Origin of the sequence: Rhizobium sp. SG570 (genome assembly GCF_012275345.1) — a bacterium.
In the GTDB taxonomy this organism is placed as follows: domain Bacteria; phylum Pseudomonadota; class Alphaproteobacteria; order Rhizobiales; family Rhizobiaceae; genus Rhizobium; species Rhizobium lusitanum.
This window is the reverse complement of sequence record NZ_JAAZQI010000003.1, coordinates 103,824-117,971: the sequence shown is the minus strand read 5'-3', so window position 1 is coordinate 117,971 and position 14,148 is coordinate 103,824. Positions and strand designations below refer to the sequence as shown.

The 14,148-nt window shown below is 61.1% G+C and carries 12 protein-coding genes; 10 read left to right on the top strand and 2 right to left on the bottom strand.

All coding sequences use genetic code 11. From position 1 onward, the window contains the following. The first annotated feature begins 17 nt into the window (after positions 1-17). The 5 genes from FHT28_RS07850 (at position 18) to FHT28_RS07830 (ending at position 6,046) form a co-directional block, all read left to right on the top strand. On the top strand, positions 18-1,022 hold the full coding sequence (locus tag FHT28_RS07850; RefSeq protein ID WP_047555526.1) for a sugar ABC transporter substrate-binding protein: 1,005 nt from the start codon (positions 18-20) through the stop codon (positions 1,020-1,022). A gap of 61 nt (positions 1,023-1,083) precedes the next feature. Then, the gene (locus FHT28_RS07845) at positions 1,084-2,634 is read left to right on the top strand and encodes a sugar ABC transporter ATP-binding protein (RefSeq protein WP_168595926.1); all 1,551 of its coding nucleotides are present in this window, start codon (positions 1,084-1,086) and stop codon (positions 2,632-2,634) included. Next, on the top strand, positions 2,624-3,643 hold the full coding sequence (locus tag FHT28_RS07840; RefSeq protein ID WP_168595925.1) for an ABC transporter permease: 1,020 nt from the start codon (positions 2,624-2,626) through the stop codon (positions 3,641-3,643). The genes FHT28_RS07845 and FHT28_RS07840 overlap by 11 nt, the downstream gene beginning before the upstream one ends. A gap of 2 nt (positions 3,644-3,645) precedes the next feature. Beyond that, positions 3,646-4,623: an ABC transporter permease gene (locus FHT28_RS07835; RefSeq protein ID WP_168595924.1), complete on the top strand. Its 978-nt coding sequence runs from the start codon at positions 3,646-3,648 to the stop codon at positions 4,621-4,623. Positions 4,624-4,657: 34 nt separating this feature from the next. After that, entirely contained in the window at positions 4,658-6,046 is a 1,389-nt protein-coding gene (locus tag FHT28_RS07830; protein ID WP_168595923.1) for an LLM class flavin-dependent oxidoreductase, read from the top strand. Positions 6,047-6,083: 37 nt separating this feature from the next. Here FHT28_RS07830 and FHT28_RS07825 read toward each other — a convergent pair whose 3' ends face one another. Then, entirely contained in the window at positions 6,084-6,755 is a 672-nt protein-coding gene (locus FHT28_RS07825; RefSeq protein WP_113108343.1) for a TetR/AcrR family transcriptional regulator, read from the bottom strand. Between the two features lie 106 nt (positions 6,756-6,861). On the opposite strand from FHT28_RS07825, the gene FHT28_RS07820 reads away from it, so the two are divergent. Together FHT28_RS07820 and FHT28_RS07815 are read left to right on the top strand one after the other, a co-directional pair. After that, on the top strand, positions 6,862-8,229 hold the full coding sequence (locus FHT28_RS07820; protein WP_168595922.1) for a cytochrome P450: 1,368 nt from the start codon (positions 6,862-6,864) through the stop codon (positions 8,227-8,229). Between the two features lie 67 nt (positions 8,230-8,296). Next, positions 8,297-9,301, top strand: a complete 1,005-nt coding sequence (locus FHT28_RS07815) for a glycoside hydrolase family 5 protein (protein ID WP_168595921.1) — start codon at positions 8,297-8,299, stop codon at positions 9,299-9,301. Positions 9,302-9,386: 85 nt separating this feature from the next. On the opposite strand, the gene FHT28_RS07810 is transcribed toward FHT28_RS07815, so the two are convergent. Continuing rightward, on the bottom strand, positions 9,387-10,424 hold the full coding sequence (locus tag FHT28_RS07810) for a dipeptidase (protein ID WP_092574296.1): 1,038 nt from the start codon (positions 10,422-10,424) through the stop codon (positions 9,387-9,389). A 214-nt stretch (positions 10,425-10,638) separates the two neighbouring features. On the opposite strand from FHT28_RS07810, the gene FHT28_RS07805 reads away from it, so the two are divergent. The 3 genes from FHT28_RS07805 to nikC are packed head-to-tail and all read left to right on the top strand — an operon-like array spanning position 10,639 to position 14,146. After that, positions 10,639-12,237, top strand: coding sequence for an ABC transporter substrate-binding protein (locus tag FHT28_RS07805; protein WP_047555520.1), 1,599 nt, complete (start codon positions 10,639-10,641; stop codon positions 12,235-12,237). Next, on the top strand, positions 12,234-13,247 hold the full coding sequence (locus FHT28_RS07800; RefSeq protein WP_168595920.1) for an ABC transporter permease: 1,014 nt from the start codon (positions 12,234-12,236) through the stop codon (positions 13,245-13,247). Before FHT28_RS07805 ends, FHT28_RS07800 begins: the two co-directional genes overlap by 4 nt. Next, positions 13,244-14,146, top strand: a complete 903-nt coding sequence (gene nikC, locus FHT28_RS07795) for a nickel transporter permease (RefSeq protein WP_168595919.1) — start codon at positions 13,244-13,246, stop codon at positions 14,144-14,146. Before FHT28_RS07800 ends, nikC begins: the two co-directional genes overlap by 4 nt. Positions 14,147-14,148 lie beyond the last annotated feature (2 nt).

Genomic DNA, 14,148 nt, shown 5'->3' with positions numbered 1-14,148 from the left:
CTCGAGAGGATTCTTTAATGGACAATAAGCAAACGACCGGCCTTGGGCGCCGGGACATTTTGAAACTGACCGCCGCCGGCGCAGCCCTGGCGACCGCTGGGCTGATCTCAAGCAAGGCAGCAGCAGCCGACGATTCGTTGTCTCTAAAAGGCAAGCGTATCGCCATCAGCGCAACGGGAACCGACCACTATTTCGATCTGCAGGCCTATAATGCCCAGATCGACGAAGTGAAGAAGCTCGGCGGCACGCCGATCGCCGTCGATGCCGGTCGTAACGACGGCAAGCTGGTGTCGCAATTGCAGACACTGATCGCGCAGCGGCCGGACGCGATCGTCCAGATCCTCGGCACCTTGAGCGTCATCGATCCCTGGCTGAAGAAGGCCCGGGACGCGGGTATTCCCGTCCTGACCGTCGATGTCGGCTCCACCAATTCGATCAACAACACCACATCCGACAACTGGGGCATCGGCAAGGATCTGGCGCTGCAGCTCGTGTCCGATATCGGCGGCGAAGGCAATATCATCGCTTTCAACGGCTTCTATGGCGTCACGCCCTGCGCGATCCGCTATGATCAGCTTGTGAATGTCGTCAAGTATTTCCCGAAGGTGAAGATCATTCAACCCGAGCTACGGGACGTCATTCCCAACACGGTTCAGGACGCCTTCGCCCAGATCACCGCGATCCTCAACAAGTATCCGGAGAAGGGTTCTATCAAGGCCATCTGGTCCGCCTGGGATATTCCCCAGCTCGGCGCCACGCAGGCTCTTGCCGCCGCAGGCCGCACGGAAATCCGCACCTATGGCGTCGACGGCAGCCCAGAAGTGCTGCAGCTGGTCGCCGATCCGAACTCGCCTGCTGGCGCCGATGCGGCGCAGCAACCGGCAGAAATCGGCCGCACCGCCATCCGCAACGTCGCCAAGCTGCTGGCAGGGCAGACCCTGCCGCGCGAAACCTACGTGCCTGCTCTTCTGGCCAATAAGAGCAACGTCTCCGACGTCGTCAAGAAGCTTGGCATCGGCTGACATATGAACCGGCGATGCGGCTTTCGCCGCATCGCCCCGCATAATTCGAGGGCCTTTTCCAATGACAGCAACCGAGCCAGCGCCTGCAGCCGACAGCCGGGACCATGTCGTCCGCTTTGACCGTGTCGTGAAGCGCTTCGGCGGTGCGCAGGCACTGGCCGGCGCGTCGCTGACCGTACGCCGCGGTACCGTGCATGGGCTGGTCGGGCAGAATGGCGCCGGCAAATCGACACTGATCAAGCTTCTTGCCGGCCTGCACAAGGCGGATGAAGGCCGCATCGAAATCGAAGGCCGAGGCTATGATCGGCTGACTCCACATCTGTGCGAAGAACTCGGCATTCACTTTATCCACCAGGACCGGCTGCTGGTTCCGACTTTCACCGTGGGCGAGACGCTGTTCCTCGGCAGGGAGCTGCGCCTCGGCGGCACGCCCTTTATCGACCGTAGCGCGATGCAACGTCGCGCCCGGGAGATCCTTGCCAATTATTTCGGCGTGGATTTGCCGAAGAACGCGCTGATCAGCGAGCTCTCGACGGCCGAGCAGCAGATCGTTCAGATCACGCGAGCGCTGTTGCACCAACCGAAACTTCTCGTCTTCGACGAGCCGACCGCTGCTTTGGTCCGGCAGGAGGCGGACATCCTTTTTCGCCTGATCCGCCGCCTGCGCAGCGAAGGCGTGACCATCATCTACATCTCGCACTATCTTAACGAGATCGAGGCTTTATGCGACGATGTCACGGTGCTCCGCAACGGCGTCGATGTCGCCTCCCTGCCCATGAGCGAGACCTCGGCCAACGGGATCGCGACCCTTATGGTCGAGCGCGATATCGGAGAGATGTTCCCGAAACGGCAGGTGGAATTCGGCGCAGAAATTCTCAAGGTTCGTCATCTCTCGGCAGCCAATCGCTTCCACGATGTCAGTTTCACCCTGCGCCGCGGCGAGATCCTCGGAATCACCGGTTTGCTCGGCTCCGGGGCGAAGGATCTGGTGCGCACCCTCTTCGGACTGCAGGCGGCGACGAGCGGAGAGATCGATATCGAGACGAAGGCGCTCAAACCGCGCAGCCCGGTCGAGGCTGTCAACCATCAGCTGGCGCTGGTGCCTGAGGATCGTCGCGGCCACGGCGTCGGCCTCGATCTCAGCGTGCGGGAGAACATCACGCTGTCGAGCCTTTCCCGCTACACGCGCTTCGGCTTTCTCGACCGTAAACGCGAGGGCAGCGATACCGACGAGCTAATCAAGCGCCTGCAGATCAAGACGGCAGGCCGCGAAGCGTTGGTGCGCACGCTCTCGGGCGGCAACCAGCAGAAGGTCGCGATCGCCAAATGGCTGAGCCGCCAGTCGGAAATCTATCTGCTGGATGAGCCGACCGTCGGTGTCGATATCGGCTCCAAGGTGGAGATCTACTCGCTCATCGGCGAGCTTGCCGCACGCGGCGCCGGCGTGATCGTGCTGTCGTCGGACCTGCCCGAGCTCGTGGGCATTACCGACAGGATCCTCGTGCTGTTCCGCGGCCGGCTGACGCGCGAGCTCGTTTCCTCACAGACCGCAACGGATGAAGTGCTGTCGGCATCGACCGGCGCCGTGGAAGGATTGCGCCATGTCGGCTAATGTCCAATTTGCCTCCCTCCCCGCGGCTCCGGCCGGGCGATCGCTGCCATCGGGCAGCAAGCTTGCAGCTGCAACCCTGCGCTTCGGCTCGTTGCTCGCCTTCCTATCGATCCTGGTGATCTTTGCGCTGACGGCACCCTACTTCCTGACCGTCGGCAATATCGGCAACGTACTCGGCCAATCGGCCATCTCGGGCGTTCTCGCCATCGGCTTGACGATCGTCCTCATCGCTGGCGGCTCCAACGTCGTCACCGGCGGCATCGACCTTTCGCTTGCGGCCAATATGGGCCTGAGCGCCGCGGTCTATGCAACGCTCATTCAGCTGGGTTTCAATGATCTTACTGCCGGCGCGGGTGCACTTGCCACCGGATTGGCGATCGGGGCCGTCAACGCGCTGGCGATCGTGCTGGCGGGCATCGTGCCCTTGCTGGCAACACTGGCTGTCATGAATGTCGTCGCCGGCCTGGAACTGGTTCTGACCCAGAATACAGTTCTTCCGGCGGCGACCGATTTTCTGACAATCCTTTCGGCCTCGGATGGCTTCGGCATACCGATTCTCGCCTATATCCTGATCGGTTTTACGATCATCGCCGCGGCCATCGTGCAATATACGCCGCTCGGCTTGCGGCTCTACGCCATCGGCGAGTTTCCCGAAGCCGCGCGCGCGGCCGGCCTGCCGTTGAAAAAGCTGGTCGCGGGCGCCTTCGTCGCCAGCGGACTTTGCGGCGGGATCGCCGGCATCCTATCGGTATCCTATCTCAGCGGCAGCACGACCGGTTCCGGCGAAATGCTGCTTCCGGTCGTCGTAACGGCCCTGCTTGGCTCGGTCTTCTCGCGCCGGCTCGTGCCGACCATCGGCGGCACGCTGATCTCAACCCTGTTCGTCGGCTTCCTCATCAACGGCTTCCAGCTTCTGAACCTGCCGAGCACGCTGGTGAGCGGTGTTCAGGGGCTGCTGATCCTGATTGTCGTTTCGGCGACAACCCTGCTGCGCAAACGGGAGATCTGATCATGTCCGCTACCGCTGTTTCAGCACGACCGTTCGCGGGTGTTGCCCGATATGGCCTCATCGTCGCGCTCATCGTCGTCTTCTCGCTCTTCTCAACGGTCGCGCCGGCATTCCTCAGCGCCGGCAATCTGCAGAGCATTCTCGTCAACAATTTCACGCTGCTCGCCATCGTCTCGATCGCCATGACCTTTGCCGTTGCGGCCGGTGGCATCGATCTTTCTGTGGGGACATCCGTCGACTTTGCGAGCTTTGCTTTCGTTTCCAGCATTCTGGCTGGCGTGCCTGTGCCTTTGGCTGCTCTGGCCGGCCTTGGCGCCGGGGCACTGGTTGGGGCGTTCAACGCGGTGCTGATTTCCGGAATCGGCGTATCGCCATTCCTGGCAACGCTTGGAACGCTGTTCATCGGCCGCAGCATCCAGCAGCTGCTGACGGATGGCGGCAATCCGGTTTATCTGCCGCCATCCGGTGTGCCCGAAGCATTTCGTTTTATCGGCCATGGAACGCTCGGCAATATCCCCGTGCCGCTGCTGATCGCAGCCGTCATCATCGCCGGTGCCGCATTGCTCTTTGCCAGGATGCGCTTCGGGCGCGTGGTTCTGGCGATCGGCATCCAGCCGCGGACGGTGCGCTATTCTGGGATCGGGCTCCGAGCTTATGTCGCCGCAACCTTCATTCTCGCCGGCATTATCGCCGCCTTTGCCGGGCTGATCCTGACGGCCACGGTGACCGTCTATATCCCCTCCTCCGGCAACGGCTTCATGCTGAACGCCATAGGCGCCACCTTCATCGGCACGACCTTTTCGCCGCTCGGCCGGCCGAATGTCGCCGGCACGGTGCTCGGCGTGCTGCTGCTCAGCATCGTCGCCAATGGCCTGCTGCTGACAGGCCTAAACTTCTACTGGCAGCAGGTCGGCACCGGTCTCCTGATCTTCGCGGTGCTCGCCTTCAGCTTCGTCAACAAGAAAGCCGTCGGCGCCTGAGTGCGGCCGATCCATATCATGCAGGAATAACAATATGACCCGTGAAATCAGGCTCAACGCCTTCGACATGAACTGCGTCGGACACCAGTCACCGGGCCTGTGGCGGCATCCGCGCGACAAGTCCTGGACCTACAAGGATATGGATTATTGGGTCCATCTGGCAAAGACGCTGGAGCGCGGCAAGTTCGACGGGCTGTTCATCGCCGATGTGCTCGGCGTCTATGACGTGCTGAACGGCAATGTCGACGCGGCGCTGCGCCACTCCGCGCAGGTGCCGGTCAACGATCCGCTGCAGCTTATCCCGACCATGGCCTATGAGACGGAGCATCTTGGCTTCGGGCTGACCGCCTCGCTCTCCTTCGAGCATCCCTACACCTTCGCGCGACGCATCTCGACGCTCGATCACCTGACCAAGGGGCGGGTCGGCTGGAACATCGTCACCTCGTATTTGAACAGTGGCGCGCTGAATATAGGCCAGTCTGCGCAGACGCAGCACGATGACCGCTACGGCTTGGCGGAAGAATATCTTGAAGTCTGCTACAAGCTCTGGGAAGGCAGTTGGGAGGACGATGCGGTTATCCGCGACCGGGAAAAAGGCATCTTCACGCGGCCCGAGAAAGTGCATCCCATCCGCCATTCCGGCAAGCATTTCACCGTTCCCGGCATTCATTTGAGCGAACCGTCGCCGCAGCGCACACCGGTGCTTTATCAGGCAGGCGCCTCCAGCCGCGGCAAGGATTTCGCCGGCGCGCATGCCGAATGCATCTTCGTGGCGGCGCCCTCCAAGCCGGTGCTGAAGCGCTATGTCGCCAATGTTCGCGAAGCGGCCGAGCGTGTCGGGCGCAACCCGCGCGAAATTCTTGCCTTCAACCTCCAGACCGTGATCCTTGGCGAGACCGACGCGGAAGCGCAGCGCAAGTTCAACGAATACCGGCAATACGCCTCCTTCGAAGGCGCGCAGACGCTGATATCAGGCTGGACCGGCATCGACTTCGGCCAGTTCTCGCCTGACGAGGTGCTTCGCCACCGCCATACCAACGCGGTGCAGTCCGCCGTCGAGACCTTCACCACGATCGATCCGAACAAAGAGTGGACCGTGCGCGAAATGGCCGACTGGGTCGGCATCGGCGGTTTCGGCCCCGTCTTTGTCGGCTCGCCGCAAACGGTTGCCGACCTGATGCAGGAATGGATAGAGGATACCGATGTCGACGGCTTCAATCTGGCCTATGCCGTGACGCCCGAAAGCTTTGAGGATGCCGTCGATCTTCTGGTTCCCGAGCTGCAGAAGCGCGGCGTCTACAAGACCAACTACCGCTCGGGAACACTGCGGGAAAAACTCGGCGGCAACGGGCCTCGGCTTGTGGCACCGCATCCGGCGACAGGCTATCGCAATCTTCGCGATGCTGTTGCGCGCGCATCTTAACCTCGCGAGGCCACCCAGCTATGCCGGTATCCAGAGTTCAGGCAAAGGGCTCTGAAAGCATCTCCTCGAGATCGGCCTTTGCCTGGGGTGAAAGATAGGGACGCAAGAGGCTCGCGACCTGGCTCAGCCCCCAATGGACGTGCTGCGGGCTTAGGTCGCGAACGCCTTCCTGCAGCCCGAGATAAACGGCCCAATAGGTTGAGACGATCCAGACATTGGCCAATAGCGGCTTCCGGTCATCCGCAGCGACGCTGATAAGACCGGCTGTTTCCATGCGCTGAAAAATGACATCGACCGAAAGACGCATGCCGGCACTGACAGCCAGAATCGGCCCCCTCAATCCCGGCGCGGTCGCCAATAGGCCCGGAAGGTCGCGAAAGAGGAAGCGATAGGTCCAGACGAGGGAGAACCATTTGCGCAGAAAGCCGGCATAGGCTTTCGAGTCGGGCGCGGGCACGGCATCCGCCTCGGCGACGAGCGCAAGCGCATCGGCCTCGAACCGGGAAAACAGGGCCACTACCAGGGACTCCTTGGTGCGGAAATGGTAGTAGAGATTGCCCTGATTGATACGGACAGCCTCTGCGATTTCCGCCGTTGTCACTGCCTCGGGGCCTTTTTGGTTGAAGAGCGATAATGTCGAGACAAGGATCCGTTCGCGCGTACTGGGCCGTGCTGTCGGCTCCGTTCTTTTGCCTTTGTTTTCCGCCACGCTTTTTTCCTCTTGAATGCCTAAGGTATTCACCTTACCTGTTCTAAGGTAAATGCCTTAATCCTGATCTACAGGCATTCGTGGAGCTGAACAAGGAGGCGGAAGGATGAATGCACGCGTAAACACGGCCGATCCATCGCCGGGCGCATTTCCCCTGACGCCACGGTCGATGCCGCATGTGCTCCTTTCACTGATCCGCAATCCCCTTGATGCGCTGCCGCCCGAGATCTTCGATGAGCCAGTTGTCTTTACGCGGTTGGGCGGAAAATTACGGGTCTATCTCGCCGATCCAGAACTTATCTACCAGGCTCTCGTGAGGAATTCCGATGCGCTCGGCAAGGGCGAGGATGTTCGCCGCCTGCTCGGCCCAGCGCTCGGCGATGGCATCCTGACCTCGGATGGCGCTCATTGGAAATGGCAGCGTCAATCCGTGGCCGGTGCCTTTCGCCACGAAAAGCTTCTCGAACTTCAGCCAGCCATGATCGCAGCCGCCCAGCGCAGACGCGATCTTTGGCTCACGCATAAAGACGGCGCTCTCGACCTCTGCCAGGAAATGATGCGCACCACCTTCGACATTATCGTCGAGACGATGATGTCTGGCGGCGAAGGCATCGATGTCGACAGAGTCGAGCGTAACATCACCGACTATCTGAAGCCGACTGGCTGGAAATTTGCGCTGGGCCTGCTCGGCGCGCCGGAGTGGATGCCGCATCCAGGCAAGGAAAAGGCAAAAGCGGCCGTGACCTTCCTGCGGGCGACCCTTGCTAAAGTGATTGCCGAACGGCGGCGCAGTGGTATCGAGCGCAGCGACCTCGTGTCCATGCTGCTTGGTGCAGCCGACCCGGAAACGGGTCGCACGATGAACGACGAAGAGATCATCGACAATCTGATGACCTTCATCACCGCCGGACACGAGACGACGGCGCTCGGCCTTGCCTGGACGCTCCATCTCCTGGCCCGTCGTCCGGACTGCCAGGCGAGGTTATTCGACGAGATCGCCACTGCCACAGATGGCGGCCCGCTTCTTGCCGAACATGTCGGCAAACTCACCTATGCCAGACAGGTCTTTTCCGAGGCCATGCGGCTCTACCCGCCGGCCCCGATCATCTCGCGCGCGGCACTGCGCGAATTTACCCTTGGCGCCTATACGATTCCGGCCGGAACGATCCTCTATGTGCCGATCTATGCCGTGCATCGTCACGCCTCCATCTGGGAGGACCCGCTGGTTTTTGACCCCGAGCGCTTCGAACCCGAGACCGCCAAGAGCCGCCACCGCTTTGCCTTCATGCCGTTCGGTGCCGGCCCGCGTGTCTGCATCGGCAATGGCTTTGCCATGATGGAAGCCGTTGCGATCCTTGCCGTCCTGCTGCAAAGGTTCCGCGTCACCGGCCCGAACGAACCTTCGCCAAAGCCGATCATGAAGGTCACGCTGCGGCCGATGCACCCTTTGCCGATCCATCTGGTCGAACGATAGGCGCTGGAGCACCCTATTTCGGACACAAGGCGGGCTGAAGTTCGCTTCAGATGTCATGGAGGTGAGCATGCGCCTGTTCCTGTCTGGCCTTTTTACGCTGCTTGCCATCACCGCCGCCGTTGCCGCACCTTCGATAAAAGCAGGCCAGGCCGCCACGAAACTCGGCCGAGGCGTCAACGTTCTCGGCTATGACCCTCTCTGGACCGATGCCGGGAAGGCTCGCTTCAAGCCCGCCTATTACAAGATGCTGCATGACAGCGGCTTTCAGAACATCCGCGTCAATCTGCAAGCCTTCTCGCATATGGATCAGTCCGGCCACCTCGACGCGCAATGGCTCGCAAAGCTTGATGACGTGGTGAAACAGGCGACCGGAGCGGGTCTGAAAGTCATCCTCGACGAGCACGACTATCGTGCCTGCGCCGAGAACGCCGAGGATTGCAGATCGAAGCTGATTGCCTTCTGGAACCAGATCGCACCACGCTATAAGGATGAACCTGATAGCGTTCTCTTCGAGATCTTGAACGAGCCGAACAAGGCGATAACCCCGGATATCTGGAACGGGTTGCTGCGCGAAGCGCTCACTGTCATTCGCAAGACGAATCCCGATCGCAGCGTGGTAATCGGACCGGCAAATTCCAACAACTTCCATTCACTCGACAAGTTGTCGCTTCCCGAAGACGACCGCAATATCATCGTGACTGTTCACTATTACGATCCCTTCGCCTTCACGCACCAGGGTGCGACCTGGACAAATCCAAGCCGCGAAAAGCTGATCGGCGTAAAATGGGGCAGTCCAGCCGAGCACGAACAGATCGTGCGAGACTTTTCAACGATCGCCGCGTGGTCGCGCGACCATGATCGCCCGATCCTGCTCGGCGAGTTCGGCGCCTACGACAAAGGCGATATCGCATCGCGGGCGGCATGGACCGCAAGCGTGGCGCGGGCAGCGGAAAGCAACCATTTTGCCTGGAGCTACTGGCAGTTCGAAGGCAGCTTCGGCGCCTACGATATCGCCGCCGACAAATGGGTGGCGCCGATCCATCAGGCGCTGATGTCGAGCCAGCAGAACTGAGCCGAAGGGCGAGGCGCTACTCCCGCTTGGATAAGGTGCAGCGTCTCGCAAGTTCAAAGCTCTACGCGCGGCGCCGCCGCGGGTTTCAGGCGCCCCAAGTGCGTTCGAGCACGCGGATCCAGTTTTCATGGGCAATCATCCCGAGCGCCTGATCGTCAAAACCATGGGCGCGCAGGGCGTCGATGAGCTTCGGCAGGCCGCTGGCATCGCCAAGCGACTGCGGGATGGTCGTGCCATCGAAATCGGATCCGAGCGCCACATGCTCGATGCCGATCCGCTCGGCGATATAAGCGATATGACGGACGAGGAGCTCAATCGGCGTATCGGCATTTCTGACGCCATCGTCACGCAGGAACAGCACGCCGAAATTGATGCCGACCAGACCGCCGGTATCGCGGATCGCATCGAGCTGCTTGTCCGTCAGATTGCGGCTGTGGGGCGAAATCGCGTGTGCGTTGGAATGCGAGGCGACAAGCGGCGCCTTCGACAATTTCGCGATATCCCAGAAGCCCTGCTCGTTCATGTGCGAGAGATCGATCATGATCCGCAGTTCATTGCAGGCGCGGATCAGATCTTTGCCGGCATCGGTCAGGCCGGGCCCGATATCCGGCGTCGAGGGAAAGCGGAAAGGCACGCCATAAGCGAAGACGTTCGGCCGGCTCCACACCGGACCGAGCGTACGCAGCCCGGCTTGATGAAGGACATGGAGCGCATCGAGATCGGCCGCGATCGCTTCTGCCCCTTCGATATGGAAAACAGCGGCGAACCGGCCATCGGCGATGGAACTACGGATGTCGTTGGCCGACCGGCAAACCTTTACTGCGCCATCGGACTGAGCCTCGATTGCGAGAAGAAGGCGAAACATCGCCAAAGTCTCGTTCAGCGCCTGGGGCTGCGAGGGAGCCGGAAAGTCACCATTCCCATCGCGGGGTTGATCCGGAGACGGAATGAACACTGCGCAGAGCCCGCCTGCAAGCCCGCCGCGACGCGCGCGCGGCAGATCGATATGCCCCGCAGCCTCGCCATTCAGAAAGGCGTTGACGGAATTGAGGCCATCGCGCCGCAGCCGCAGCAACACATCATTGTGGCCGTCGAATACTGGAATTATCGAGGATTCTGTCATGTCTCATTCCAAAAATTGTAGTGGATGCCTGCCTAGGCAAGCTCGGAGGGGTGGGCAAATGCAAACCGCGCATAGGGTCTGCGAAAAACGGAATTAGTCGCTCGCAAGACGCGCTGTTAGAGAAGCTGGCGAAAATACGATAGCGACAGAACCGTACCAAGTCTCGCCATGCTTGGCATAGAGCTGTTGCCAAAAGAGTGAAAGGGGATTTCGCATGGTTTCCAGACGCCAGTTTCTCATCGGCAGCGGTACGCTGCCCTTCCTGTCCTATCTCGATCTAGCACAGACCGCATTTGCCGCGACGCCGAAAGATGTGCTTGTCGTTGCCCAGCAGCTCGACAACATGACGAGCCTCGACCCTCATGAAAGCTTCGAGGCCGTTGGCGGCGAAGTGATCAGCAACATGTATCAGAAGCTGGTGCGCCCCAACACCGATGATCCCTCCAAGGTCGATCCTGTGCTCGCTCAATCCTGGCAGGCCGATGCGGACAGCAAGGTCTTCACCTTCAAGCTCGCCAAGGCAAGCTTTGCAAGCGGCGCGCCGGTGACGGCAGAGGATGTCGCCTTCTCGCTGCAGCGCGCGATCAAGATGAACAAGGGCGCAGCCTTCATCATCAATCAGTTCGGCTTCACCGCCGAGAACGTCGAAAGCCGTATCGTCGCCAAGGATGCCGAGACGCTGACCCTGACGACCGAGAAGCCCACCGCGATCGCCTTCCTGCTTTATTGCCTCTCGGCCAACATCGCCGCCGTGGTCGAAAAGAAGGTCGTGCTCGCCAATGAGGCAAATGGCGACATGGGCAATGCCTGGCTGCAGAAGAACAGCGCCGGCTCGGGCAGTTTCCAGCTTCAGGCCTGGAAGGCGAGCGAATCCGTGTCGCTCACGCTCAACCCGCATGGCCCCTACAAGGGCAATCTGAAGCGCGTCATCCTGCGCCATGTCACCGACCCCGCCTCGCAGCTTTTGATGCTGAAGAAGGGTGATGCCGATATCGCCCGCGATCTGACCTCCGAGCAGCTTCGCACCATTCAGAACGACGCCGACTTCACGCTGGTCACCAAGAGCATCGCCTCGCTGGTTCTCATCTCCCTTAATCAGGGTGTGCCGAACCTGGCAAAGCCTCAGGTCTGGCAGGCCGTCAAATGGGCGCTCGACTACAAGGGCATGCAGGAAAACATCGTGCCCTTGACCCATAAGGTCCACCAGAGCTTCGAGCCGGAAGGTTTCCCGGCAGCGATCAGCGACACGCCGTTCCAGAAGGATGTGGCAAAGGCGAAGGCGCTGATGGCCGAAGCCGGGCTTGCCGACGGTTTCGACGTGACGATGGATCACTACGCCGCACAGCCCTATCCTGACCTCGCCCAGGCCATCCAGGCGAACCTTGCCGAGATCGGCATTCGCGTGAAGTTGCAATCGGCGGAAAACCGGCAGGTGCTGACGAAGATGCGCGGCCGCCAGCACGAGATGGCGCTTTCCGCATGGGGCACCGATTATTTCGATCCGAACTCCAACGGCGAAGTCTTCACCATCAACAAGGACAATTCCGACGACGCCAAGAGCAAGCCCTTCCTGTGGCGTTCACGCTACAAGAACGACGATTTCGCCGCCAAGGCCGAAGCCGCTCGCGACGAAAAGGATCCGGCTAAGCGCATCGCGCTCTATGAAGAGCTTCAGCGCGAGCACATGCAGAACAGCCCGTTCATCTTCATGTTCCAATGGATGAAAACCGCGGCGTGCAGCAAGGCCGTCTCCGGCTTCCAGCTCGGCGCTCTCTCAGAAGCCAATTCCTATCAGGGGACCAGCAAGGCTTGACCCGACGGCTCAAATCCTTCTCCGCCATCCTGAGCAGCATCGTATTGACGCTGCTCGGGCTGACGGTCGTCACCTTCCTCATCGGCCGCGTCATGCCGGTCGATCCGGTCATTGCTGCCGTCGGCGACAATGCGCCGGAGGCGGTGGTCATTCGCGTACGGGCCGAAATGGGCCTCGACCAGCCTCTTCCGGTACAGTTTCTCCATTACCTGAATCAGCTTCTGCATGGCGATCTCGGCATGTCGGTGTTGACGAAAAACCCGGTGTCGCAGGATATTGCCCGCTTCTTTCCGGCGACCTTCGAACTGGCGACCGCAGCGCTCATTCTCGCCGCGATCATCGGCATTCCGCTTGGCGTCTGGGCAGCCGTGCGGCAGGGGACCCTCACGGATCAGGCGATCCGCGTCGTCTGCCTCGCCGGCCATTCCATTCCGGTTTTCATGCTGTCCCTCATCTCGCTGCTCGTCTTCTATTCGGCGCTCGGCATCGCGCCTGGGCCTGGGCGGCAGGACATTATCTATGACGGAATGATCGCGCCGGTCACGGGACTGCTCTCCGTGGACACGATGCTCGCCGGCGATCTCGACGCCTTTCGGGACGCGCTTGCCCACATGGCGCAGCCGGTCTGCATCCTCGCCTATTTCAGCATGGCCTATATTGCCCGCATGACGCGCGCCTTCATGATCGATGCCCTGAAGGGCGAATTCGTGATCACCGCGCGCGCCAAGGGCCTCTCGCTCAGCAGGGTGATCTGGGGACATGCCTTCCCGACCGTCGCCGTGCAGCTGGTGACCGTGCTGGCGCTGACCTATGCTGGCCTGCTGGAGGGCGCCGTCGTCACCGAAACGGTCTTTTCCTGGCCCGGCATCGGCCAGTATCTGACCGCCTCCCTGATGAACGGCGACATGAACCCGGTCATCGGCACCACACTCCTGATCGGCATTATCTATGTGGGGCTCAACCTCGTTGCCGATCTCCTTTATCGTCTGCTGGACCCGAGGGTGCGATGATGCTGGCAACCTTCCGCAATTGGGCGCTCGACGAGTCCCCCACTTCCCGGCGCCAAGCCGCCTGGGGCGATCGCTATCGCATCTGGCTGGGGCTGAAGGGCAACGCTCTTGGCATGATCGGCCTGTCGATCATCCTGCTTTTCATACTGCTGGCGCTCTTCGCGCCATGGCTCGCCACGCATGATCCGGCCACCCAGGATCTCGCCAATCGACTTGCCAAACCGAGCGCGGCCCATTGGCTTGGCACCGACGAGCTCGGCCGTGACATCTACTCGCGCCTGCTCTTTGGCGGCCGCGTGACGCTTGGCATGGTCATCGCCGTGGTGGTGCTCGTGGCGCCGATCGGCCTCGCCATCGGCTGCATCGCCGGCTATTTCGGCGGCGTGGTCGACACGGCGCTGATGCGGCTGACCGACATCTTCCTCGCCTTTCCCCGACTGGTGCTGGCGCTTGCCTTCGTTGCCGCCCTGAAGCCAGGTGTCGAAAGTGCCGTGCTGGCGATCGCGCTCACCGCCTGGCCACCCTATGCTCGGCTCGCGCGCGCCGAAACCCTGACCGTGCGCGGCGCCGATTTTATCGCCGCCTATCGCCTGACAGGCGCCTCTTCCTGGCGCATCATCATGCGGCATATCGCGCCGTTGTGCATGCCGAGCCTGATCGTCCGCGTCACGCTCGACATGAGCTCCATCATCATCACGGCCGCAAGCCTCGGCTTCCTCGGCATGGGTGCACAGCCGCCGTCGCCGGAATGGGGCGCGATGATCGCAACCGCAAAGCGCTTCATCTTCGAGCAATGGTGGGTCGCAACGATCCCCGGCGTCGCCATCTTCCTCGTTTCGCTCGCCTTCAATTTCCTTGGCGATGCGCTGCGCGACGTGCTCGATCCGAAGGGGAACTGATA

Bases quoted from the DNA above. Each gene is read 5' to 3' on its own strand.
- nikC (WP_168595919.1), top strand. From the start codon at position 13,244: ATGATGCTGGCAACCTTCCGCAATTGGGCGCTCGACGAGTCCCCCACT.
- FHT28_RS07805 (WP_047555520.1), top strand. From the start codon at position 10,639: ATGGTTTCCAGACGCCAGTTTCTCATCGGCAGCGGTACGCTGCCCTTC.
- FHT28_RS07815 (WP_168595921.1), top strand. From the start codon at position 8,297: ATGCGCCTGTTCCTGTCTGGCCTTTTTACGCTGCTTGCCATCACCGCC.
- FHT28_RS07845 (WP_168595926.1), top strand. From the start codon at position 1,084: ATGACAGCAACCGAGCCAGCGCCTGCAGCCGACAGCCGGGACCATGTC.
- FHT28_RS07835 (WP_168595924.1), top strand. From the start codon at position 3,646: ATGTCCGCTACCGCTGTTTCAGCACGACCGTTCGCGGGTGTTGCCCGA.
- FHT28_RS07830 (WP_168595923.1), top strand. From the start codon at position 4,658: ATGACCCGTGAAATCAGGCTCAACGCCTTCGACATGAACTGCGTCGGA.
- FHT28_RS07810 (WP_092574296.1), bottom strand. From the start codon at position 10,424: ATGACAGAATCCTCGATAATTCCAGTATTCGACGGCCACAATGATGTG.
- FHT28_RS07850 (WP_047555526.1), top strand. From the start codon at position 18: ATGGACAATAAGCAAACGACCGGCCTTGGGCGCCGGGACATTTTGAAA.
- FHT28_RS07820 (WP_168595922.1), top strand. From the start codon at position 6,862: ATGAATGCACGCGTAAACACGGCCGATCCATCGCCGGGCGCATTTCCC.
- FHT28_RS07840 (WP_168595925.1), top strand. From the start codon at position 2,624: ATGTCGGCTAATGTCCAATTTGCCTCCCTCCCCGCGGCTCCGGCCGGG.